The organism is Candidatus Competibacter denitrificans Run_A_D11 (genome assembly GCF_001051235.1).
In the GTDB taxonomy this organism is placed as follows: Bacteria; Pseudomonadota; Gammaproteobacteria; order Competibacterales; family Competibacteraceae; genus Competibacter_A; species Competibacter_A denitrificans.
This window is the reverse complement of sequence record NZ_CBTJ020000025.1, coordinates 16,474-38,885: the sequence shown is the minus strand read 5'-3', so window position 1 is coordinate 38,885 and position 22,412 is coordinate 16,474. Positions and strand designations below refer to the sequence as shown.

The window sequence follows — 22,412 nt, the reverse complement described above, 5'->3', positions numbered from 1 at the left end:
GAAATAGGTTGAACTTACTGTCGCTCAAAGACAACCCACTCAGCAGCTAATTTAAATTTAAAGCTTTTAATTGATGAGTTTAGATGGAAACCCCAACTCCGGCACCCACTTTTGTCTCAATTCGTAATCTTAGCAAAGATTATACTGAAGGAGATAAAAAGCGGACCATCTTCAACGGCATGAATTTGGATATTGGCCGGGGTGAATTTGTCGCTTTGCTCGGACAATCCGGCTCTGGCAAATCCACGCTCCTTAATTTGCTCGGTGGTATCGACTTGCCCGACGCCGGGACCATCTGGATCGAAGACCGGTCGCTGGCGGCTTTGACCGAGAGCGAGCGCACGCACTTCCGGCGCCGCCATATCGGTTTTGTGTTTCAGTTTTTCAATCTTATCCCAACTTTAACCGTTCAGGAAAATCTGCTGCTGCCGCTCGAGCTTAATGGGCTGACCGCCGAGGTGGAGTATTGTAGGGCGGCAGAACTATTGGCCTATATCAATCTTAGGGACCGGCGCGACAGCTTTCCCGAACGGCTATCAGGCGGCGAGCAACAGCGACTGGCCATTGCCCGCGCCATGATTCACCGCCCACTGCTCTTGTTGGCCGATGAACCGACAGGAAATCTGGATACCACAACCGGTGAGCGCATTTTGGAACTGTTGTTGGACCTGCACCGCCAGGCAGCCACGACCATCATCATGGTCACGCACAGCCGTGATGTCGCGGCGCGGGCCGACCGGGTACTTTATCTGGAATCCGGCCAGATTCAGGATATTACGTTGTGACGCCCTTGTTGTGGCGAGCGCTGCTCCGCCATCCCCTGCACCACCCCTGGCAATTGGGTTTATCCATCCTCGGTATCGCGCTTGGCGTTGCGGTCGTCTTGGCCGTCGATCTCGCCAACGCCAGCGCCCGCCGGAGCTTCGATCTCACCATGGGCCGCATCACCGGCCACGCGACCCATCAGATCGTCGGTGGTTCGAGTGGCATTCCCGAAACCCTTTACCGCGCTTTGCGGGTTGAACGTGGATTTCGGCTTGCAGCACCAGTGGTGACCGGCTATCTGCCACAAAAAGGCCAACCTGGTCAACTACTGCAAATTCTGGGTATCGACCCTTTCGCCGAAGGGCCATTTCGTGCCGCCGCAGCCAACACCAGCGACGGTAGCATGAATTTAAGCGCCCTGATCCAGGAACCTGATACCGCATTGATGCCGTCCACCCTGGGCGAGCAAATCACCTTACAACGGGGCAATCAATCCTTCACGCTAAAACGCGCTGGCACCCTAGACGGCCCGGAGATGGAAGGTCTGCTCATCACCGATATCAGCACCGCACAAGTCTTGCTAGGATTGCCAGGTCGGCTCAGTCATATCGATCTGATCCTGCCGGATGGCCGTGCCGGTGCACGGATTGCCGACGAGTTGCGCGCCTGGCTGCCGGGCGGTTTTCGGCTTGAAAACGCCCAAGGACGCAATCAGGCAACCGCTGATCTAAGCGCCGCTTTTTCGCTGAACCTAACAGCAATGAGCCTGTTGGCGCTGGTGGTCGGCACCTTCTTGATTTACAACGCGACCTCGTTCTCGGTGGTACAGCGGCGCAGCCTGCTGGGGATGCTACGAGCGCTGGGCGCCACGCGCGGTGAATTGTTCGTGGGTGTGCTGGGTGAGGCGTTACTGCTCGGTTTAGCCGGTGTCTTTCTGGGTGGTTTATTGGGATTGTGGCTGGGTTCGGGACTGGTAAACCTCGTCACCCGCACCATCAATGATTTGTATTACACCGTGAGCGTCCGTGAGTTCTTAATCGATCCGTGGTCATTGCTCAAGGGCGCAGCGCTGGGCATCTCAGCAACCTTGGCAGCGGCTTGGTTACCGGCGCGGGAAGCAGCGAATGCACCGCCTGGCGCAGCATTAAGCCGTTCGTACTTGGAAACCCGCTGGCAGGCTGCGGTGCCTCGGTTGGCGCTGGCCGGATTCACGAGCCTGGGCGGTGGTAGCTTGATCTTGACTCTTTCAGATTCACTGGTGTCCGGTTTCATCGGCTTGTTTTTGCTGATTTTCGGTTGTGCCCTGCTGACCCCACCTACTGTGGTTTATGTTGTCCGCATCAATCAATCGCTCGTGGACCGATTGAATCTATTAACCCGGATGGCCAACCGGGACGTTGCCCGTCATCTCAGCCGCACCGGTATCGCCGTGGCCGCATTGATGGTGGCATTCGCCACCACGGTCGGGGTTGGCGTGATGGTGGATAGCTTTCGCGGTGGCGTGGCGATCTGGATCAAAGACTTGCTTAGTGCGGATTTATACCTCGCGCCAACGGGCACCGAGGGCGGCAACAACGCTGAGGTATTACAAGCGGTAACGCTGGCTGCTTTGCGGACTACGCCGGGTGTGGCGACGGTTTCCACCTACCGACGCGCCAGCGCTGAACTCGGCGGTCGCCCAATCCAACTGATCGCCGCAGAACTTGCCCCGGCGGCGCAAGCCGGTTATCGCCTGATCGCTGGCGATCCAGCCACAGCTTGGCACGCCTTCCAAACTGGCGAGTCGGTGTTAATCAGCGAACCCCTCGCCTACCGCCAGCGGCTTAATGTGGGCAATTCTCTACCCTTGATGACGGCTGATGGCTTGCATGAATTCGCCATTGCGGGGATCTACCTGGACTATGGCTCCGAACACGGCCGTATTTTGATCCAGCGCTCCAGTTATGAACGGTACTGGCACGATGCTGATATCGGCTCGGCAGCCGTATTTGCGGTCGTGGGAGAAAACCTGGCGACGTTGCGCGAACGCTTGCAGGAGCGGCTAGGCACCCTTCAGCCGCTGATGATTCGGCCGAATCGGGATATTCAGGCTAGGACGCTGGAAATCTTCGACCGCACCTTCACGATTACCAATGTCTTGCGCCTACTGGCGATTCTGGTAGCGGTGGTCGGGGTGCTGAGCGCGCTATCGGCTTTGCAACTGGAGCGTGCAAGAGAATTCGCCGTGTTGCGCGCCACCGGCATGACTCCGCGCGAGATCGGCTTCTTGGTATCGTTGCAGACGGGCTTTATGGGCGCCGTGGCAGGCTTGCTGGCTTTTCCAGTCGGATTGCTGCTCGCGGCTGTGCTGATTTTCGTGATCAACCGGCGGGCCTTCGGTTGGACTCTACCCTACCATGTCGATCCCTGGCTGCTCCTGGAAACACTCGCACTGGCGATCATCGCGGCCCTGCTGGCAGGGCTTTATCCCATCTGGCGCATGGCTCGCACCCGACCGGCCGACGCGCTGCGAGCCGAATAAATGCGCCGACTTTATGGATGGTTGGTCGGCTTGCTCGGGGTGGCTTTGCTGATTAGTGTCGCCAACCAGTTGTTTCGACCCAGCCCAGCCCACTTAACCGCCGGGATGACGGTTGGATCGGCCCTGGGTGGTAACACCGAGATAACCGGCTACGAGCGCGCTTATGCGCCGCGCCCCTTCGCGTTTCCAGCCGATCATGGCTCACACCCCACCTTCCGTAACGAATGGTGGTATGTCACCGGCAATCTAGCCGATCCCACTGGACGGCAATTCGGTTATCAACTAACCCTGTTTCGCATCGCTCTCGCACCACAGCCACCGGTCAGCGATTCAGTTTGGCGGACGAATCAGGTCTACATGGGCCATTTCGCACTCACCGATGTCGCAGGCGCACAGCATCATGCCTTCGAGCGATTCAGTCGCGGCGCGGTGGGTCTGGCGGGAGTGCAAGCCACACCGTTTCGAGTCTGGCTAGATGACTGGGCCTTGACTGGAACTGAAACCGGCGCCTTTCCACTGCGAGTTCGCGCCCAGCAAGACTCTATAGCGCTTGATCTAATACTCAACACCACCAAACCTATCGTACTGCAAGGTGACCGAGGTTTAAGCCAAAAAAGCGCCGAACCGGGCAATGCCTCTTATTACTACTCTTATACCCGTCTATCCGCCCAAGGCACGGTTCAGGTCGCCGAAAAGACCTTCCAAGTCACCGGCACCAGTTGGCTGGACCGTGAATGGAGTACCAGTGCCCTGGGGCCGGAGCAAAGTGGCTGGGACTGGTTCGCCCTGCAACTGGATGATGGGCGAGACCTCATGCTCTATCGGATGCGCCACAAAGATGGCAGCGCGGACCCGTTCAGCAAGGGAACGCTAATCACGGCCGATGGCCAAACGCGGGCGCTAAGCTGGAACGAAATGGACTTGCAGCCGTTGGGCGAGTGGGTCAGCCCAAGGACTGGCGACCGTTATCCGGCCCAGTGGCGCTTGCGTTTGCCGGCCGAAAGCTTGGATTTGACCATTACCCCAAAGGTCGTGGATCAGGAAATGCGGCTAACGGTGCGGTACTGGGAGGGTGCTGTTGCAGTGACTGGGCGTTTCGGAGATCAAAAAATTGGCGGTCAAGGGTATTTGGAAATGACGCGCTACGAAAAGCCGGTCAGGCGCTAAACGCCCGCTGCCGCCGCGCCTCGAACAGAAATATTCCTGCCGCCACCGATACATTCAAACTCTTGATGCCACCGGCCGCCATCGGAATCTGGACCAGGTGATCACACAGTTCGCGGGTCAGACGGCGCAGCCCTTTTTCTTCGGCGCCCAACACAATGGCGGTCGGCACCGTGAAATCGACCGTGTAAAGACTGGTTTCCGCTTCTCCCGCTGCACCAATCACCCAAATGCCCCGCTCGCGTAAATCGCGCAGTACCCGTGCCAAATTGACCACTTGCACGAATGGCACGATGTCCGCCGCACCGCACGCAACCTTGCGGACCGTCGCGTTCAAACCCACCGCCCGATCAGCGGGAACAAGCACAGCATGGGCGCCCGCCGCTGCCGCGCTACGCAAACATGCGCCCAGATTGTGTGGGTCCTGCACCCCGTCCAACACCAGTAACAAAGCCGATCCGGCCACTCCCGCCAGCAAATCCGCTAAATCGTCCTCAGTCAGCGCAGGCCGGCGCCCGGCCAAGCGGGCCACAATGCCCTGATGTCGCGCCCCACCGCTCAGTCGATCCAACTCGGATCGTTCGGTGTAATGGACCGCTATACCAAGGCCCATCGCCTGCTCCAGCAACGTCTGCAAGCGCCCATCCCGTCGTTGCCGCTCTACCCACACCCCGCTTAACTGTTCTGGCTCGTACTTCAACGCCGCCGCCACTGCATGGATGCCGTGGATCGATTCCTCCAGCACTGTATTCAACCCTTTTTGCGTGGGCCGCGACTCCGCGGAGATCGCGGTTTTTCATCGCGGCGCCCGCTCTCAATCAATTCAAAATCGATCTTGCGCTCATCCAAATCCACCCGCACCACCCGCACCCGTAAACTATCACCCAGACGGTAAATTTGCCCGGAGCGGTCGCCGCGCAAGCGCTGGCCGACCGGATCGAATTGGTAGTAGTCATTGCGCAAGGCGGTCACATGGATTAGCCCTTCAACGTAGACCCCGCTCAGTTCGACGAACAAGCCAAACCCGGTTACGCCGGTGATAACGCCATCGTAAACCTGACCGATCTTATCCAGCATAAACTCGCACTTGAGCCATTCCACCGCATCGCGCGTTGCTTCATCGGCCCGCCGCTCGGTCATTGAGCAATGCTCGCCCAAGCCAAGCAAATCCGCTTGAGTGTAGGGAAAATCAGCCGCCTTACCGCCATTGAGGATATGACGAATGGCACGATGCACCTGCAAATCGGGATAGCGGCGGATCGGCGAAGTGAAATGCGCATACGCTTCCAGCGCCAACCCGAAATGACCGGCGTTCGCAGGACTATAAGTCGCCTGAGCCAGCGAGCGCAGCATGACGGTCTGAATCAGATGGGCGTCTGCTCGGCCCTTAACACCTTCCAAAACTCGAGTGTAATCGCGTGGTGTCGGCTTCTCACCCCCGCTCAGCCCCAAACCCAACTCACCGAGAAAAGCCCGCAGTTTTTTCAAGCGCTCCTCGGTAGGTCCCTCATGAATCCGGTAAAGACCTGGTATCTTGTTGCGCTGTAAAAAACGCGCCGCCGCCACATTCGCGGCAATCATGCACTCTTCAATGAGACGATGGGCGTCATTGCGCTCAGTCGGCAAGATTCGCTCAATTTTGCGATCCGCGCCATACTCAATCACCGTCTCCTGGGTGTCGAAATCCATCGCGCCGCGCTGTTCGCGTGCTGCCTTTAGCACCTGATACAGCGTCTGTAGGCGGTCCAAATGCGGCACTAGGGCGGCGTATTCCTTGCGGACATGCGGATCACGGTCGGCAACGATGGCCGCAGCGGTATCGTAGGTCAACCGGGCCTGTGAGCGCATCACCGCTTCGGCGAAGCGTGAGCGAATCATGCGACCTTCGGCGTTAAAAGCCATCTCGCAGACCATGCACAAGCGATCCACAGCGGGATTGAGTGAGCACAGACCGTTGGAAAGCACCTCCGGCAACATCGGGATGGCGCGATCCGGGAAATACACCGAATTGCCGCGCTTGCGGGCCTCTTGATCCAATGCCGTACCGGGCTGCACATACCACGACACATCGGCGATGGCCACCAGCAAACGCCAGTTGGCCCCACGCTGTTCGCAGTACACGGCATCGTCGAAATCGCGGGCGGTGATGCCATCGATGGTCACCAATGGGATCTCACGCAGATCCCAACGGCCTTGCCTGGCATCGTCCGGCACTGTATCGCCGTAATGGCTCACCTCCGCCAACACCGCATCTGGCCAGTCTATCGGGATACCGTGGCTGGCGATGGCGATGCGTACTTCCATGCCCGGCGCCATGTGTTCGCCCAGCACTTCCTTGATCCGGCCGAGCGGGCGACTTTGCGAGCTGGGCTGTTCGATCAACTCGGCGATGACGATTTGGCCGGCGCGGGCCTCACCACGTCCATCCGCCGGTACCATGATGTCCTGATTGATCCGTTTGTTGTCGGGAACGATGAAGAACGCCCCGCGCTCCTCGCAAAAGCGCCCAACCACTATTTCGGTGTTGCGCTCTAGCACTTCTACGACGGCACCTTCACGCCGACCCCGGTAATCGACCCCGATCACTCGCGCCACTGCCCGGTCGCCGTGCAGCAGTTTGCGCATCTGGCGGGGTGAGAGGAACAGATTGTCGCCGCCGGCGTCAGGGATCAAAAAACCATGCCCTTCTGGATGACCGATCACTCGCCCCGGCACCAGATTCATCTTGGCAACCGATCCATAGCCTTCGCGACGGTTACGGATCAATTGGCCGTCTCGCTCCATGGCCCGCAACCGACGGGAGAGCGCCTCGACTTCCCAACTGTCACTGATCCCCCACTCAGCGCACAATTCGCCCAACGTTAGGGGCATTCCCCGCTCTTCCAAATAGTGCAGGATAAATTCTCGGCTGGGCGAAGGACGACCGTATTTCTCTTGCTCTCGGTTGAGAAAGGGGTCCATGCGGCGCCAGGCATCACGTTTTTTTGCAGTCATTAAAGGTATCGGTAGCGGGTTAAGAGAGGGAAGGGAAAAATTGACAGCGTGAGAGGCAATCCGTATAGTGCGCTCCCGTCGCCGCTGAACCGGCGACTTTAAGCCGAAGTGGCGGAATTGGTAGACGCGCTAGGTTCAGGTCTTAGTTGGGGTAACCCAGTGGAGGTTCAAGTCCTCTCTTCGGCACCAGATTTTATCGAAAGGCCCGGTTAACGCCGGGCCTTTTGTTTTGGCGGATTTCAGGCACCAAAGGGATCTCGCAATACGATGGTATCAGCCCGATCCGGGCTGGTGGAAACCAGGGCGATAGGCCGCTCAGTCAACTCTTCAAGCCGCCGCAAATAAGCCAAGGTATTGGCTGGCAAATCTTCATAACGGCGCACGCCAGCAGTGGGCTGCTGCCAACCGGGCAGCTCTTCGTAAATTGGCTCACAAGCAGCCAAGGCTTCAGCGCCCAACGGGGCACAATCGAGTCGCTCCTGGCCGTAGCGATAGCCCACACAGACCTGGATGCTTTCCAAGCCGTCCAGTACGTCCAGCTTGGTCACGCACAATCCTGACACACTGTTGTTCAACACCGAACGCCGCAACACCGCTGCGTCGAACCAGCCGCAACGCCGCCGCCGGCCGGTGGTCGAACCAAACTCATGGCCGCGTTCGGCCAAATAATCGCCGGTTTTATCGAACAATTCAGTCGGGAAGGGTCCGCCTCCCACCCGCGTGGTATAGGCCTTGGTGATGCCCAACACGTAATCGAGATAGCCTGGCCCTAACCCGGTTCCAGTCGCCGCACCGCCTGCTGTCGTATTCGAGGAGGTGACATAGGGATAGGTGCCGTGATCAATGTCGAGCATCGCCCCTTGCGCGCCCTCGAACAGCACGTTGTGGCCACGCCGCCGATGCTCGCCCAACAACGCGGTGATATCGGCGACCAGTGGACGCAACCGTTCCGCCATCGTCAGCGTTTCATCGTAGGTCTTCTGGAAATCGACCGCATCGACCTGAAAATAATGTTGGAGGACGAAGTTGTGATACCCCATCACCTCGGTGAGCTTGGCAGCGAAACGATCCCGATTCAGCAAATCACCCAGCCGGATTGCCCGCCGGGCCGCTTTATCTTCATAGGCCGGGCCGATACCGCGTCCGGTGGTACCGATGGCTTGAGCGCCGCGTTTTTTCTCACGGGCCTGATCCAGCGCAACGTGATAAGGCAAAATCAGCGGACAGGCTTCGCTCAGCCGCAATCGCTCCATCACCGCCACACCGCGTTTTTCGAGCGCGTCGATCTCGGCCAGCAAAGCTTCTGGCGAGAGCACCACCCCGTTGCCGATCAAGCAATCGACGCCATCCCGGAGAATGCCGGAAGGAATCAGGTGCAAAACGGTTTTTTGGCCACCGATCACCAAGGTATGGCCCGCGTTATGCCCGCCCTGAAAACGGACGACCGCTGCCGCATGTTCGGTGAGCAGATCCACCACCTTACCTTTGCCCTCGTCACCCCATTGCGCGCCGACGACAACTACGTTTTTGCCCATGTTTGCTTCCTGAAAGTGGCTCAATGAATCCGGCCCTGTCCAACAGGCTCTTCTGGCACCGGAGCAACCACCCACTCCTCTCCCCGGCGCACCAATATCCGATCACACCCCAAACCGGGCGGCGTTTCGGCACCACCGGACAAAGCCCGCACGACCCGCTCCCCCTGCATCCGTAAGCTCACCACCTGCCGCTCCAAGGCCGGATCGTCCGTATCCGGTGCATAGATTCCGCGATGAATCCGACCCGGCGGCTCGCTCAACCGTAACAGTGTCGCCAAATCGGTGCTAAATCCGGTTGCCGGGCGCGCTCGGCCGAAGACCTGGCCGATTTCGTCGTAACGGCCACCCTGCGCCACCGCGTGCCCTCGACCCGGCACATAGGCGGAAAACAGGACGCCGGTATGGTAGTGATAGCCCCGCAATTCTGCTAAATCGATATGGATCGGCAGCTCTGGTCGGTAGCGCTGTAGCGCGGTGACCAGGCGCCGCAGCGTGACCAAGGCCGCATCAATTGCCGCCCCGGTTCCGGCTAATAGCGCTTCAGCCTCAGTCAGCACCGCCATATCCCCGTTCAACTCCGCCAAATGCGATAGCAGCCGCTCGGCCGACGGCGCAAGACGCCACGCCATTAGCTGTCGGCGAATCTCTGGCAGTGCTTTACGTTGCAGCGCTTCAAACAAGATTTTTTCTTGGTCGTGATCCAGGCCCGCTTGTCGAACCAGTTCTCGAAAAATCGCCACATGCCCCAAATCCAGATGCACATCGGCGATGTTAGCGACCGCCAAGGTTTCCAGCATCAGGGTGAGGACTTCCAGATCACTTTCGTAGCCACGATGGCCATACAGCTCGACACCGGCCTGATAAGGGCTACGCGAACCGCCGAAGCCATCGGCGCGCGTGCGCAGCACCGTGCCCATGTAGCACAGGCGCGCAGGCCCATCCCGTTTGAGCAAATGAGCATCAATCCGCGTCACTTGCGGGGTCATATCGGCACGCACACCCATCATGCGGCCACTCAGTTGGTCGGTGAGCTTGAAGGTCTGCAATTCCAGATCATTACCGGTCCCGGTCAGCAGCGATTCGAGAAATTCGATCAGTGGCGGCATGACCAGCTCGTAACCCCAGCTCGTGTACAGATCAATCAATCGGCGGCGTAGCCCCTCCAAACGACTGGCGGCAGGCGGCAGAATTTCTTCAATGCCCTCAGGCAACAGCCAACGATCTTCAACGCTCATGGCGGGCCGATGATAGATTCGGTAAGGGTGAATAAAGGCGACGCATCGACTTCAGCGAAAAAAATACAGCACCATCAACCCCAGTATCATGCTGCCTAAGCCAATCAACCGCAGTAGACGATCCTCCAACTGGGTTATTCGCAAGAGGCTCTGGCGCGAGGCGCGCGGGTTCAAAAAGGGCAAAATTCCTTCAAGTACCAACATCAAACCGAAGGCCGCCAGCAAGTCATCCCACATGGCAAAGGCCGACCCCTGCTGGCCGATGGCAGCCCACAGTACAGCGCATCGCTAAGATCATTGCGCTTTGTTGAAATAGCGCAAGAACTGGGAATCCGGCTGCAACACCAGGATGTCATCTTTATTGGCGAAACTCTGCCGATAGGCCGTCAAACTGCGATAGAAACTATAAAAATCCTGGTCCTTACCATACGTTTGGGCATACGTGTCGGCCGCTTGCGCATCGCCCTCACCGCGCTGACGCTCGGCATCACGGTACGCTTCTGCCAACACCACCGTGCTTTGCCGGTCGGCATCGGCGCGGATGCGTTCAGCCGCCTCGCCACCCCGAGAGCGGAAGTCCTTGGCGACCCGCAACCGCTCGGCTTTCATGCGGCTGAATACCGAGCTGCTGACATCCGCCGGCAGATCGATTCGCTTGATCCGCACATCGACTGCGGCAATCCCCAGTTGGGTCGCTTGCTCCCGCAGCAACCGGCTGAGCGTCTCCATGATCTGATCCCGATCACCCGAAACTACTTCCTGGATCGTCCGCTTGCTAAATTCGCTGCGCAGGCTGTCTTTAACGATTTGATCCAGGCGCACATTGGCTTGGGCGGCATCGCCACCGACGGTCGTGTAAAACAACCGCACATCTTCGATCCGCCACATGGCGAACGAATCCACAATGACGTTTTTCTTTTCCGCCGTTAAAAACCGTTCTGGTTCGGTATCCAGTGTCTGCAATCGCCGATCAAATTTGCGGACGTTGTTGATGAGCGGCCATTTCCAATGCAAACCTGGCGGATAGTTGTCTTGAACGATCTCACCCAGTTGGAACCGGATGGCGGTCTGGGTTTCATCCACCGTAAACAGAGACATCGCAAGCACTGCGACGACGCCGATCAGCGTGCCCAGCAAGGCATTACGCGATAGCGACAAGAGCGAGGAAGCCATCAGCGTACCTCCCGACTACGATTCAAATCACGCAAGCGGGTGGCCGCCGCGCTGCCATCAGAGGATGGTGACTGACCCGTCGGCGGCAACGCCTCGGCCGCTGGAGTCGCGGTGGTACCGACACTCGCCCCCGATACCGGCTCCACCGGCCTAAATAGCCGATCCAGCGGCAGATACAACAAATTGTTGGTGCCGCGCGTATCGACCAACACCTTGCTGGTGCGCGCCAATACCGCCTCAACCGTCTCCAAATACAGCCGTTCTCGCGTCACTTCAGGTGCTTTGGTATAGGCTCCCAACAATTGAGCGAAACGGCTCGCTTCACCCTGGGCCTGGGCGATAACCTGTTCTTTGTAAGCTGCCGCTTCCTGTAAACGCCGCGCCGCTTGACCGCGCGCTCTTGGGATAATCTCATTGGCGTAAGCTTCCGCTTCATTTTTCAGCCGTTGCTCGTCCTCACGGGCTTTGATGGCATCGGCGAAAGCATCCTGGACCTCTTCCGGTGGTTGGGCGTCCTGGAGCACCACAGTAATGATCTGCAATCCGATACCCTTACCGCTGTTGGCTGAAATCGGTGGCTTTTTGTCTTTTCCATCATCGACGGCTGGATCAGGCTTTTTTTTCGTCTCCAGCGTACCGGCCAGCTGGAGGGGGCCGGGCGGATAGTTGTCAAGAATGCGCTGACTCAATGACTTGATATTGGCCACGATGTCACTACGACCCTCGGTCAAGACGAAATCCATGGTGCTTTTGCCAATCGTCTCACGGGTTGCACTCTCCACCACCTGCACCAAGACTGATTCGGGGTCAAACACGTTAAACAGGTAGGATCGCGGATCATTGATTTGGTACTGCACCGCCAAACGCACATCGACGATATTCTCATCCTGCGTCAGCATGAGGGCTTCTTTCGGCACTGAACGGAGCGCCGGCTGCCGATTGCCCCCACCCCCGCCCCCGGATCGATAGCCGACCTCCCGGAAACGCCGCTGTTCAACATTCACGATCTCCACCCGGTCGATAGGAAAAATCCGCAGATGCGGTCCCGGCATCGTGGTCTCCAGGTAGCGACCAAAGCGCAAGACTACCCCGCGCGTCCCTTCATCAACGATGTAAATGCTGGCGATCAGCCAACCTATCACGGCCATAGCACCAACCACCAGGCCGATACCGGCAAACCCTGAAGAGGAGGAACCGCCGCCGCTACCACTGCTACCGCCGCCGCCACCACGCCGACCACCCAGCAGCGCGCTAAATTTGTCGGACAGCTTGCGGATCACCTCCTCCAGATCAGGCGGCCCCTGATCCCGACCACCCCCACTCCAAGGATCGCGGTTACCGCCTCCCGGTTCATTCCAGGCCATGTCATACCCCAAAATCGTGTTTCGGTCTTTCGGATTGTTCATCCTAGATTCACACCGCCGGGACATCGAATCCCGAACGCACCCATTCTGGCCGCAACCCGTAACGGCGGCGCAGAAGTTCCACATTACCGCGCGACATGCGCACTTCAATCAACCACTGGCCGTCCGCATCGGTATGCTCACCGAGCACGGCACCCAACCCGAACAGGCGAGCGCGCAAGCGGGCCGCCGTGACCGGCAAGCATAACCAACCGTACACACCTTCGCCGCGCAATCGCTCGGCGATGGCCACCGCCAGTAAATCCATTCCCGCGCCACGGATGGCCGATAGCCAAACTGCCCGTACTTGGCCTTGTGCATCTCGCTCCAACCGGGGCGGCTCGCCGGTCAGGTCAATTTTATTGAACACTTGCAGGCACGGCACCGCGTCCGCACCGATTTCCGTCAACACGCCTTCGACTTGCGCGATAACGGCCTCGCGGTCGTGATGGCTGGCATCAATGACATGCAGCAAAAGATTAGCCTCACACGTCTCGCGCAAGGTGGCCCGAAATGCGGCCACCAGCTCGTGCGGGAGATCACTGATAAAGCCGACCGTATCGGCGAGAATCGCCGGCTCCATCCCTGGCAAATCCAGCCGTCGTAGAGTCGGGTCCAGCGTGGCGAACAACTGGTCGGCCGCGTAGACGCCCGCTTGGGTCAAGGCGTTGAATAAGGTCGATTTGCCAGCATTGGTATAACCCACCACTGAGACGGTGGCCAAATCGGCTTTGCGTCGCGCCCGTCGCCCCTGTTCGCGCTGGCGGTCAACATGTTCCAGTCGTAAACGGATTTGGCGGATACGATCCGCCAACAAACGCCGGTCGGTTTCCAACTGGGTTTCGCCTGGGCCGCGCAGACCAATACCGCCGCGCTGCCGCTCGAGGTGAGTCCAGCCCCGCACCAACCGTGTGGACAAATGGCGCAACTGTGCCAACTCCACCTGTAGCTTACCTTCGAAGCTACGCGCTCGCTGCGCGAAGATATCCAGGATCAAACGAGTCCGATCCACAACCCGACATTGCAGGAAAGCTTCGAGATTGCGCTCCTGTCCGGGGGTCAAGGTGTGATCGAAGATGGCCAGATCGGCCGCGTTTTGACGAACCGCTTCGCGAATTTCCTCGGCTTTACCGCTGCCGACGAACAAACGGGGATCGGGAGCTTGGCGTCGCCCGGTGATCAGGGCCATACACTCGGCACCCGCCGACATCGCCAGTTCCCGAAATTCGCTAAAATCTTGCTCGCCTGCGAAGGCTTCGAGCTGCACATGCACCAAAACGGCGCGCTCACCGCCGCGCGGACGCTCGAACAAACCGTCCTCCGCAAACTGGGTCAAGCCGTTCAGAGTTGATCGTTGCCGGCATTATTCTCGTCCATCGCCAAATTCAGTCGCACATTGCGTGCGGGCACGACAGTGGAAATAGCGTGTTTGTAAATCATTTGGCTGACGCTATTTTTAAGCAGCACCACAAACTGGTCGAAAGACTCGATCTGCCCTTGCAGCTTAATCCCATTGACGAGATAAACCGACACGGGAATCCGCTCCTTGCGCAACGCATTCAAGAAAGGCTCTTGAAGAGAGTGACCTTTTGCCATCACCGAATTCTCCCTTGTTGTTATAGGCCCGAACAGACCCGCCAAAACCAAAGATCAAGATATATCTTTAGGAGTTACGCAGTTGGATCTCTAACGCTCTGATTTTAAAAGAAATCGACTTGTGCGGCAGACAATCGAAATCTTCTGTTAATCAATAACTTAGAATTTCAACTGCGTAACTCCTAATCTTGCAAAAAGAAAAACAGCTAGACGCCAAAATAAAACAGTGCGGCGACGCCATACACGACATTCGCCCCCGCAGGGCCGTCCACCCACCACTGGACCATCACATTCCCATGATGTGTTACCCGCGAGAATAACAATAATGCATTGAGCGATATAGACAGTTTGATCAGAAAACGACCGAGCACCGACTTCAATAGTCTATCACAAGCCATCAGCACCTTTGCGGAAAAACCCTTTCACTCGCAGTCGGTTCAGGCTTTTTGCCAGCAAATCCGGATCAGCACTTTCTAGCCATTCCGCATCCTGTTCAGTGCGCAGCCAGGTCATCTGCCGCTTAGCCAACTGGCGAGTAGCGATGAGGGCACGCTCAGTCATCAATGCATAATCCAGACCACCCGTCAAATACAGCCAAACTTGCCGATAGCCAACCGCACGCATCGAGGGTTTATCCAAATCAAGATCGCCACGCGCCCGTAACCGTTCCACCTCACTGATAAAACCTTGCTCTAGCATCTGGCGCCATCGTTGTTCGATGCGAGTATGCAACCAGTGGCGATCCGCCGGGGCCACAATGAGCTTAATCATTCGCCATGGCAATGATTCGTCCCGTGGCAGGGCACAAAGTTCCGTCAATGATTGACCGGTGATTTCATAGACTTCAAGCGCCCGCTGGACGCGCTGCGGGTCATGAGGATGAATCCGTTCGGCAGCGATTGGATCGACCCGCGCCAGGCGCGCGTGCAAGGCCGCGCTGCCCTGCTCGGCTAATTCAACCGCCAGTCTGGCGCGCACGGCCGGATCGGCTGGGGGAAGCCGGGACAAACCTTCCGCTAATGCTCGAAAATACAGCATGGTGCCACCCACCAGCAGGGGAATACGCCCCATCCGGTGGATTTGAGCGATCTCGCGCAGAGCATCAACCCGAAACCGCCCAGCCGAATACGCTTCGGCGGGATCAAGGATATCTACCAACCGGTGCGGGATCAGGCGCCGGGTGGCCAAATCCGGTTTGGCGGTGCCAATATCCATCTCTCGATAAACCAGCGCGGAATCTACGCTGATAATCTCCACAGGCAACCGCTGAGCCAGCGCCAGCGCTAGGGCGGTTTTACCGGAGGCGGTTGGCCCCATCAAACACAAGACCGGCGGATAAACCGCTGGGTTCGAGTCAGCCGCCACCTTCAGCGTCCCCGCTGAAATAACCGATCCAATTCCGCCAATTCAAGCTGCACCCAGGTCGGCCGACCATGATTGCATTGGCCACCATGCTCAGTGCGCTCGATATCCCGCAGCAACGTGTTCATTTCCAAAAGGTTGAGAGGACGGTGAGCACGCACGGCCCCATGACAGGCCAGACTGGCCAGTAATCCCAAAATGGCCGTTTCAGCCCGATCCGTCGTATCGTGCGTGGCCAAATCGGCAAGCATGTCGCGGACCAGGCCGGCCATATCAGCGCCCGCCAGCAGCGCTGGAATTTGCCGCACCACCAACGTCTCTGGCCCCAACGGCTCAACCAGCAAGCCCGCTTGCGCAAATAATTTAAGATTCTCCTCCGCCAACCGTATCTCACCAGCGGTGGCTGCCACGGTCACCGGGACCAATAGGGATTGGGTTTGCACAGCGCGCGCACCTAGATCGGCTTTGAGGCGTTCATAGAGGATGCGCTCATGGGCTGCGTGGGTATCGACCACGATCAAGCCCTCGGCATTTTCGGCTAAAACATAGCAACCGGCCAATTGGCCTAACGCATAGCCTAGTGGCGGGCGCTCAGGCAGGGGCGAGGGATCACCGCTGACCGGGGGTACCTCGCTGGCGGGTGAGGTCTGCGGATGCAACTGGCCGTAGACCGCGAATTGCTCTCGCACTCCCAGCGGTAACGGGCGCTGACCCGTCATGAAACCACCGCCGCCCCCGAACCCGCTCGACCACCCGCGCACCTCAGATCGCAGAACAGGCGCTGGGGCCGTGCCCGGTCGCACCTCGGCCAAGGCGGTTTGCACGATGCGGCGGACAGTCTCATGGATTAGCGCTGATTCCCGGAACCGAATTTCGTGTTTGGTCGGATGGGCGTTGACATCGACCAGGGTCGGGTCCAGCTCAACATAAAGCACCACGGCCGGGTGGCGCCCCTGATACAGCACATCTTGATAGGCTTGACGCACGGCGTGGGCGATGGTGCGATCACGTACCGGCCGACCGTTAACGAAGAAAGATTGCCAATCAGGCTGCGCACGAGCCACGGCCGGCAATCCTAACCAGCCGGTAACCCGCAAGCCGGCCGCTTCGTTGTCGATCCAAAGGGTAGCGGCAACAAAGTCACGGCTATAGAGCGCTGCAATTCGTCGAGTGCGGGCTAGGTGATCAGTCGCCGGCGGCAATTCGAAAACAAGCCGCTGGTTATGCCACAAACCGAATCCGGTCATAAACCGGCTCAAGGCCAAGCGACGAACAGCATCTTCAATATGGCCGAATTCAGTACGTTCACCGCGTAAAAACTTGCGGCGGGCAGGCACATTGAAGAACAGATCGCGGACTTCGACCGTAGTCCCTATCGGATGAGAAGCCCGCACAGGCTCACGCACGGCGTCACCACCATCGCCAACCATCCGCCAACCCGTGTCATTCTGCAACGTTCGGGATGTCAGCGTCAGACGCGCCACCGAGGCGATGCTGGGTAGCGCCTCGCCACGAAAACCCAAGCTGGAAACGTGCTGCAAATCCGCAAACGAAGCGAGTTTGCTGGTGGCATGGCGGACTAAGGCTAACGGCAAATCATCAGGATGAATGCCGCCGCCATCATCACGCACTCGGATTAATTGGACGCCGCCCTCCTCGACTTCAATGCGCACGGTGCTAGCGCCGGCGTCCAGGCTGTTTTCAAGCAGCTCCTTGACGATGGAGGCCGGCCGCTCGACCACCTCGCCCGCTGCGATCTGGGCGATTAACTGCGGCGGCAACCGCTGGATGCGTGCGCCCAAGTTCGATAGCTCCAACTAGGCCCGGCTTCCAAACTGACTCGACCAAACCGGTCGAGCCAGCCGACACCAGATCACCGGATAGTCCGTTGTACCGCTTCCAAAACTTGCCGAGCACCCGCCGAGGAATCAGGCTGGTCAGCGCTGTCACGGACCACAACCACGGTCTTTCCACTTTGACCTGCCAAGCGCACCCGGTAGCGAGTACCGGGTGGCGGTGCCTGCGGCTTGCTGCGCCAGAATGCGAGCTTGGCGAGCCAACCTTCATCGCCAGGCTTTTGGTTTTCCTTCTCTGGATCACGATACTCGACGACGTAGAGACCCTGGCCGCGATTTTGCTCCTCAACTGCATAATTGCTGCTGTCCAGAGCCAAGCCAACCAATCGCCAAGCACGGGAATAGTCTTCCCCAATGACGAGCTGACTTTCCGCACCTTGCTCAATGAGGCGAACGCGCGGCCCTGGCGTCGTTCCAGCTTTAGCCTGTTCAGTCGCGGTACGCTTTTCAGATGCGCCAAGGTAGACCATCAGACGCTTGAGCATCTCGGCTTCCAGCTCTGGATCGGAAGGGCGCCGCTGCCAGATGTAGGTGTTGGTAGCACTCGCGGTCGCACCGCCAACCGCCATTTCCTCTACCCCGGAGTGCGCCAGATAAACTTCTGTGGCGCGACCCTCACCGACCCGTTCCAATCGGACCCGAAATCGATCACGAGTAGGCGCCGAATACAACACATCCAAATATTTCTTCAAAACCGCGCGGACCCCATCCTGAGGAATATCCGCCCGATTTTCCATCCAATCGGTCTCCATGATCCCGATGGTCGGATCATCGCGCTTCAACGCAAACCCATTGCTGGTCCAAAATTCCCGCACCTTCGGCCAGACCCGATCCGGCGGTGCCGCAACGGTCAGCCAGCGCTGATTACCCGCCTGCTCCAGGGTGATCCCCGCTTGCAGCGGCAGCACGGCTTCTGCCTTCACCGGCTGCGGCTGGGCACCACCGCGCTCGCTGGCATAAGCCGATAACTTAGCCGAACCAGCCGGGTTAAGTTCCGGCACCACTAACGTGTCGTCGATGGTAGACGCCGTGAGGTCTGGCGGAATTTCCAGCGGCTGGGCCAGGGTACTCTTCCGGTAATCCGGTCGGCGATCCGGTAGCAGAGTATCGAGACTGGTGGAACAAGCGGCCAGCATCGTCAGCGTGACGACCGGGACGACGGCACGCCACAAGGGCGGATTAAAGCGCGTAATCAGCATATTTCAGATGGCTCCGGCCTGTTGCAGCGCCGCCCGCACCGTCGGATAAAACACCTCGGACAGTGGAGTCAACGGCAAACGGATACCTGGTGGGATAAGGCCCAACTGGCCAACGGCCCATTTCACCGGGATAGGGTTGGATTCGACAAACAGTGCCTTGTGCAACTCGGCTAGTCGGTCATTGATAGCCTGGGTCTGGGCACGATCCCCGGCCAAGGCGGCGACGCTTAGCTCGTGCATGGCACGCGGCGCGGCGTTAGCGGTCACCGAAATCACGCCCTTGGCGCCGCTTAGCATCGCCTCGGCCGCAATACCGTCGTCACCGCTGAAGACATCCAGGCGATCACCACATCGCTGCACTAATTCCTGGATTCGCTCCAGCGTGCTGGCTTCTTTAATACCGATGATGTTGGGGATATCGGCAAGCCGCTCGACGGTTTCCGGCTTGAGGTCACAGGCAGTGCGCCCAGGCACATTGTAAAGAATCTGCGGGATCGGCACCGTCTTGGCGATCATCTGGTAATGGCGGAACAGCCCTTCCTGAGTCGGTTTGTTATAATACGGTGTCACCAGCAAACACGCATCCGCTCCGGCTTCCATGGAACGCTGGGTCAGATGCAATGCCTCGCTGGTCGAGTTGGCGCCGGTACCGGCAATCACCGGAATGCGCCGCTTGACCAGTTCGACGACCTGGCGTACCACGCGAATGTGCTCCTCAAAATCGAGAGTCGCCGATTCGCCAGTGGTACCGACGGCAATGATGGCATCGGTGCCATTTTCGATATGGAACTCGACGAGGCGCGCCAGCGCCGCAAAATCCAGCCCGCCATCCGCGCGCATAGGGGTGACGATTGCCACCATACTGCCCCGAAACATGGTCTTCCACTCCCCAAATTCAGCCTAGCATCGCGGCATGGTACGGATACGGGGCCTGCTTGACAAGCGCCTACAGGACGCCATAAGGAGCGGTTTTCACCCCTCCACGATGCCTGTACACTGGGACCGGCAAATTCTTCTCTTTTTGTTAGGAAGCTTCGTCCGTGAAAAACTATCTCGTCGTTTCCGCTCTGGGCCAAGATCGGCCCGGCCTGGTCAACGATCTATCGCGTGTCATTTTGGAATGCGATTGCAATATCGTAGACAGCCGTATGACGGTGCTGGGCGTCGAGTTTGCCGTCTTGCTTTTGATTCAAGGTAATTGGAACACCCTGACGAAGCTGGAAATGCAGCTCAAAAAACTGGAGCAGACCTTGGGCCTGAACATCACGGTCAAACGCACCGAAAGCCGCGAGCCGTCAGGTGATGTGCTGCCCTACGCGGTGGAGGTGGTGGCGGTTCACCAACCCGGGATCGTCCATCACCTGGCGAGCTTTTTCGCCAATCGCTCGATTAATATTGAAGATATGATGACCCGCAGCTACAGCGCACCGCACACCGGAACGCCGATGTTTTCCGTCAATCTGGCCATCGGCATTCCGGCCACCACCCATATCGCCATGTTGCGCGAGGAATTCCTGGATTTTTGCGACGAGCTAAATTTGGATGCGGTACTAGAACCGATTAAGGGCTAAATCGAGATGGGCGTCGAGATAGGACAGGCTGTTCCTGATTTCAGCGCACCGGCGACCGGCGGCCAAACCGTGCGATTGTCCGCGTTGCGTGGCCATCCGGTCGTGCTCTACTTCTATCCGCGCGACAACACACCAGGCTGCACGGCTGAAGGTCAACAATTCCGCGATTTGCATGAACAGTTCGTCGCAGCCAACGCTATCGTGTTGGGCGTATCGCGCGATAGCCTGCGTAGCCACGACCTGTTCCGCACTAAACACGCTTTACCGTTTCATCTGATCACGGACGCGCATGAAGCGCTATGCCGACTCTTCGACGTCATCAAACTAAAAAAGCATTACGGCAAGGAAGCGCTTGGGGTCGAACGCAGCACCTTCCTGATTGATGCCGATGGTGTGCTGCGCCGAGAATGGCGCAAGGTCAAGGTGGATGGCCATGCAGCCGCCGTTCTGGCCGCGCTGACCACCCCGCCAGCCGCCGCTTGAGTCGCATTGACCCGAACACACGGCTTAACACCCCGGCCGGCGCTGCAACGACTCGCCGTAGCCCCGCTTCGTCAAATTTTCCTACCCTCAACCTTCCGCCGAACCACCGGCCAGACCCGCTCATGACGACCACTGCCGCCAAATTCCAGATTTCGCCCGCTCTGCGCAATCCCCGTAGGTTTGTGCTCGATACCAACGTCCTGATGCACGATCCGAGCGCTCTGTTTCGCTTCCAGGAACACGATATTCATTTGCCGATGATGGTGCTGGAAGAACTCGATCATGCCAAAAAAGGGGTTTCCGAGGTCGCCCGCAATGTCCGCCAAGTCAGTCGGTTTCTTGATGAATTGATCGCTGGGGCCAGCAAAGACGCGATTGATTTAGGTTTGCAACTGCCTGGCTTGCCAGGTCAGCAAGGCAAGCCATCCAGCGGTCGGCTGTTTTTCCAAACACGGCCACTTCGACCTAACCCCTCACTCCAACCGCTACCCGGCAATACCCCGGATCACGATATTCTGGGCATGGCGCTCAGCCTGCAACAGGACTATCCCGACGGTCGGGTCACCCTGGTTTCCAAAGATATTAACCTGCGGATCAAGGCGGCCATCCTCGGCCTGCACGCCGAGGACTACTACAGCGATCAAACGCTGGATGACGTTAACTTGCTTTACAGCGGTACCTGGGATTTGCCGGTTGATTTCTGGGAAACCCATGGCAAAGAGCTGGATTCGTGGCAAGACAGCGGCCATACCTATTATCGGGTACGCGGCCCCGACGTGACTCACTGGCACCCGAATCAAGGTTTATTCCAAATCGACCCACCGACCGACTTTATCGTTCGCCAGATCAACGGCGAGGAGGCGGTGATCGAAATTCTTAAAGATTACACGGCTCCTAATCATTCGGTCTGGGGTATCGTAGCCCGTAACCGTGAGCAAAATTTCGCCCTTAACTTGTTGTTGGACCCCGAAATCGATTTCGTGTCTCTGCTTGGCGCCGCTGGCACCGGTAAGACCTTGCTGGCACTGGCTGCGGGGTTGGCGCAAACCCTAGATAGCAAACGCTATCGAGAAATCATCATGACGCGGATTACCGTACCGGTCGGTGAAGATATCGGCTTTCTGCCGGGTACCGAAGAGGAGAAAATGACGCCCTGGATGGGCGCGCTCATGGATAATCTGGAGGTGCTCGCACCCCAGGAAGGGGGCGAATGGGGCCGCGCCGCCACCGCAGATTTGCTCAGCAGTAAAATCAAGATTCGCTCATTGAACTTTATGCGTGGTCGTACCTTTCAGAATAAATACCTGATCATCGACGAAGCGCAGAATCTCACACCGAAGCAGATGAAAACCCTCATCACCCGTGCCGGCCCCGGTACCAAGGTGATCTGCCTTGGCAACATCGCGCAAATCGATACGCCCTACTTATCGGAAACAACCTCCGGTTTGACTTATGTGGTTGACCGCTTTAAAGCCTGGCAACATGGCGGTCATGTGACCTTGCGGCGCGGCGAACGCTCACGTTTGGCGGAGTTTGCATCGGAGCGCCTCTAAAC

The 22,412-nt window shown here is 58.2% G+C and carries 19 protein-coding genes and 1 tRNA gene; 7 read left to right on the top strand and 13 right to left on the bottom strand.

Translation table 11 applies throughout. The features are described from left to right. The first annotated feature begins 179 nt into the window (after positions 1-179). From BN873_RS04545 to BN873_RS04535, 3 genes are read left to right on the top strand one after another with little or no spacing between them, the layout of a single operon-like run. Positions 180-785 carry an ABC transporter ATP-binding protein gene (locus BN873_RS04545; protein ID WP_320411699.1) on the top strand — a complete coding sequence of 202 codons (606 nt, stop codon included), beginning with the start codon at positions 180-182 and terminating at the stop codon, positions 783-785. Next, the gene (locus BN873_RS04540) at positions 782-3,286 is read left to right on the top strand and encodes an FtsX-like permease family protein (protein WP_048671079.1); all 2,505 of its coding nucleotides are present in this window, start codon (positions 782-784) and stop codon (positions 3,284-3,286) included. Before BN873_RS04545 ends, BN873_RS04540 begins: the two co-directional genes overlap by 4 nt. Further along, complete coding sequence (locus tag BN873_RS04535; RefSeq protein ID WP_048671077.1) at positions 3,287-4,453, top strand: lipocalin-like domain-containing protein; 1,167 nt, start codon at positions 3,287-3,289, stop codon at positions 4,451-4,453. Here the strand turns inward: BN873_RS04535 and rlmB are convergent. Beyond that, positions 4,443-5,195: a 23S rRNA (guanosine(2251)-2'-O)-methyltransferase RlmB gene (rlmB, locus tag BN873_RS04530; protein ID WP_048671075.1), complete on the bottom strand. Its 753-nt coding sequence runs from the start codon at positions 5,193-5,195 to the stop codon at positions 4,443-4,445. The genes BN873_RS04535 and rlmB overlap by 11 nt on opposite strands. A 5-nt stretch (positions 5,196-5,200) precedes the next feature. Next, positions 5,201-7,444: a ribonuclease R gene (gene rnr, locus BN873_RS04525; protein WP_048671073.1), complete on the bottom strand. Its 2,244-nt coding sequence runs from the start codon at positions 7,442-7,444 to the stop codon at positions 5,201-5,203. 102 nt (positions 7,445-7,546) lie between these two features. Here rnr and BN873_RS04520 point away from each other — a divergent pair. Continuing rightward, positions 7,547-7,633, top strand: a tRNA-Leu gene (locus tag BN873_RS04520). Between the two features lie 50 nt (positions 7,634-7,683). Here the strand turns inward: BN873_RS04520 and BN873_RS04515 are convergent. From BN873_RS04515 to dapA, 11 genes are all read right to left on the bottom strand, one after another. Then, positions 7,684-8,979 carry an adenylosuccinate synthase gene (locus tag BN873_RS04515; RefSeq protein WP_048671071.1) on the bottom strand — a complete coding sequence of 432 codons (1,296 nt, stop codon included), beginning with the start codon at positions 8,977-8,979 and terminating at the stop codon, positions 7,684-7,686. Positions 8,980-8,999: 20 nt separating this feature from the next. Further along, positions 9,000-10,214: an ATP phosphoribosyltransferase regulatory subunit gene (locus BN873_RS04510; RefSeq protein WP_048671069.1), complete on the bottom strand. Its 1,215-nt coding sequence runs from the start codon at positions 10,212-10,214 to the stop codon at positions 9,000-9,002. Positions 10,215-10,265: 51 nt separating this feature from the next. Continuing rightward, positions 10,266-10,451 (bottom strand): DUF2065 domain-containing protein, encoded by a 186-nt coding sequence (locus BN873_RS04505; RefSeq protein ID WP_048671068.1) that lies wholly within the window; start codon positions 10,449-10,451, stop codon positions 10,266-10,268. Between the two features lie 57 nt (positions 10,452-10,508). After that, on the bottom strand, positions 10,509-11,387 hold the full coding sequence (gene hflC / locus BN873_RS04500) for a protease modulator HflC (protein WP_048671067.1): 879 nt from the start codon (positions 11,385-11,387) through the stop codon (positions 10,509-10,511). Beyond that, entirely contained in the window at positions 11,387-12,751 is a 1,365-nt protein-coding gene (gene hflK / locus BN873_RS04495; protein ID WP_071244002.1) for an FtsH protease activity modulator HflK, read from the bottom strand. Before hflK ends, hflC begins: the two co-directional genes overlap by 1 nt. A gap of 49 nt (positions 12,752-12,800) precedes the next feature. Further along, the gene (gene hflX / locus BN873_RS04490) at positions 12,801-14,102 is read right to left on the bottom strand and encodes a ribosome rescue GTPase HflX (RefSeq protein ID WP_048671164.1); all 1,302 of its coding nucleotides are present in this window, start codon (positions 14,100-14,102) and stop codon (positions 12,801-12,803) included. Positions 14,103-14,131: 29 nt separating this feature from the next. Then, a complete protein-coding gene (gene hfq, locus BN873_RS04485) occupies positions 14,132-14,386 on the bottom strand; it encodes an RNA chaperone Hfq (protein ID WP_048671065.1) in 255 nt (84 codons plus the stop codon). 387 nt (positions 14,387-14,773) lie between these two features. Further along, the gene (gene miaA / locus BN873_RS04480; protein ID WP_048671163.1) at positions 14,774-15,703 is read right to left on the bottom strand and encodes a tRNA (adenosine(37)-N6)-dimethylallyltransferase MiaA; all 930 of its coding nucleotides are present in this window, start codon (positions 15,701-15,703) and stop codon (positions 14,774-14,776) included. Positions 15,704-15,753: 50 nt separating this feature from the next. Beyond that, entirely contained in the window at positions 15,754-17,550 is a 1,797-nt protein-coding gene (mutL, locus tag BN873_RS04475) for a DNA mismatch repair endonuclease MutL (RefSeq protein ID WP_048671063.1), read from the bottom strand. A 71-nt stretch (positions 17,551-17,621) separates the two neighbouring features. Continuing rightward, a complete protein-coding gene (gene bamC / locus BN873_RS04470) occupies positions 17,622-18,803 on the bottom strand; it encodes an outer membrane protein assembly factor BamC (RefSeq protein ID WP_048671061.1) in 1,182 nt (393 codons plus the stop codon). A gap of 3 nt (positions 18,804-18,806) precedes the next feature. Beyond that, positions 18,807-19,679 (bottom strand): 4-hydroxy-tetrahydrodipicolinate synthase, encoded by an 873-nt coding sequence (gene dapA, locus BN873_RS04465; protein WP_048671060.1) that lies wholly within the window; start codon positions 19,677-19,679, stop codon positions 18,807-18,809. A 164-nt stretch (positions 19,680-19,843) separates the two neighbouring features. Here dapA and BN873_RS04460 point away from each other — a divergent pair, with 164 nt between their 5' ends. The 3 genes from BN873_RS04460 to BN873_RS04450 all read left to right on the top strand — a co-directional run bounded on the left by BN873_RS04460 (position 19,844) and on the right by BN873_RS04450 (position 22,410). After that, positions 19,844-20,374 carry a glycine cleavage system transcriptional repressor gene (locus tag BN873_RS04460; protein ID WP_048671058.1) on the top strand — a complete coding sequence of 177 codons (531 nt, stop codon included), beginning with the start codon at positions 19,844-19,846 and terminating at the stop codon, positions 20,372-20,374. A gap of 6 nt (positions 20,375-20,380) precedes the next feature. Next, on the top strand, positions 20,381-20,857 hold the full coding sequence (locus BN873_RS04455; RefSeq protein WP_048671056.1) for a peroxiredoxin: 477 nt from the start codon (positions 20,381-20,383) through the stop codon (positions 20,855-20,857). A gap of 149 nt (positions 20,858-21,006) precedes the next feature. Further along, positions 21,007-22,410 carry a PhoH family protein gene (locus BN873_RS04450; protein WP_374727154.1) on the top strand — a complete coding sequence of 468 codons (1,404 nt, stop codon included), beginning with the start codon at positions 21,007-21,009 and terminating at the stop codon, positions 22,408-22,410. The last annotated feature ends 2 nt before the right edge of the window (positions 22,411-22,412 follow it).

Excerpts from the sequence above, each read along its gene's own strand:
- BN873_RS04545 (WP_320411699.1), top strand. The coding sequence starts at position 180 with ATGAATTTGGATATTGGCCGGGGTGAATTTGTCGCTTTGCTCGGACAA.
- BN873_RS04535 (WP_048671077.1), top strand. The coding sequence starts at position 3,287 with ATGCGCCGACTTTATGGATGGTTGGTCGGCTTGCTCGGGGTGGCTTTG.
- rnr (WP_048671073.1), bottom strand. The coding sequence starts at position 7,444 with ATGACTGCAAAAAAACGTGATGCCTGGCGCCGCATGGACCCCTTTCTC.
- BN873_RS04515 (WP_048671071.1), bottom strand. The coding sequence starts at position 8,979 with ATGGGCAAAAACGTAGTTGTCGTCGGCGCGCAATGGGGTGACGAGGGC.
- BN873_RS04510 (WP_048671069.1), bottom strand. The coding sequence starts at position 10,214 with ATGAGCGTTGAAGATCGTTGGCTGTTGCCTGAGGGCATTGAAGAAATT.
- BN873_RS04505 (WP_048671068.1), bottom strand. The coding sequence starts at position 10,451 with ATGTGGGATGACTTGCTGGCGGCCTTCGGTTTGATGTTGGTACTTGAA.
- hflC (WP_048671067.1), bottom strand. The coding sequence starts at position 11,387 with ATGGCTTCCTCGCTCTTGTCGCTATCGCGTAATGCCTTGCTGGGCACG.
- hflK (WP_071244002.1), bottom strand. The coding sequence starts at position 12,751 with ATGGCCTGGAATGAACCGGGAGGCGGTAACCGCGATCCTTGGAGTGGG.
- hfq (WP_048671065.1), bottom strand. The coding sequence starts at position 14,386 with ATGGCAAAAGGTCACTCTCTTCAAGAGCCTTTCTTGAATGCGTTGCGC.
- miaA (WP_048671163.1), bottom strand. The coding sequence starts at position 15,703 with ATGGGGCCAACCGCCTCCGGTAAAACCGCCCTAGCGCTGGCGCTGGCT.
- bamC (WP_048671061.1), bottom strand. The coding sequence starts at position 18,803 with ATGCTGATTACGCGCTTTAATCCGCCCTTGTGGCGTGCCGTCGTCCCG.
- dapA (WP_048671060.1), bottom strand. The coding sequence starts at position 19,679 with ATGTTTCGGGGCAGTATGGTGGCAATCGTCACCCCTATGCGCGCGGAT.
- BN873_RS04455 (WP_048671056.1), top strand. The coding sequence starts at position 20,381 with ATGGGCGTCGAGATAGGACAGGCTGTTCCTGATTTCAGCGCACCGGCG.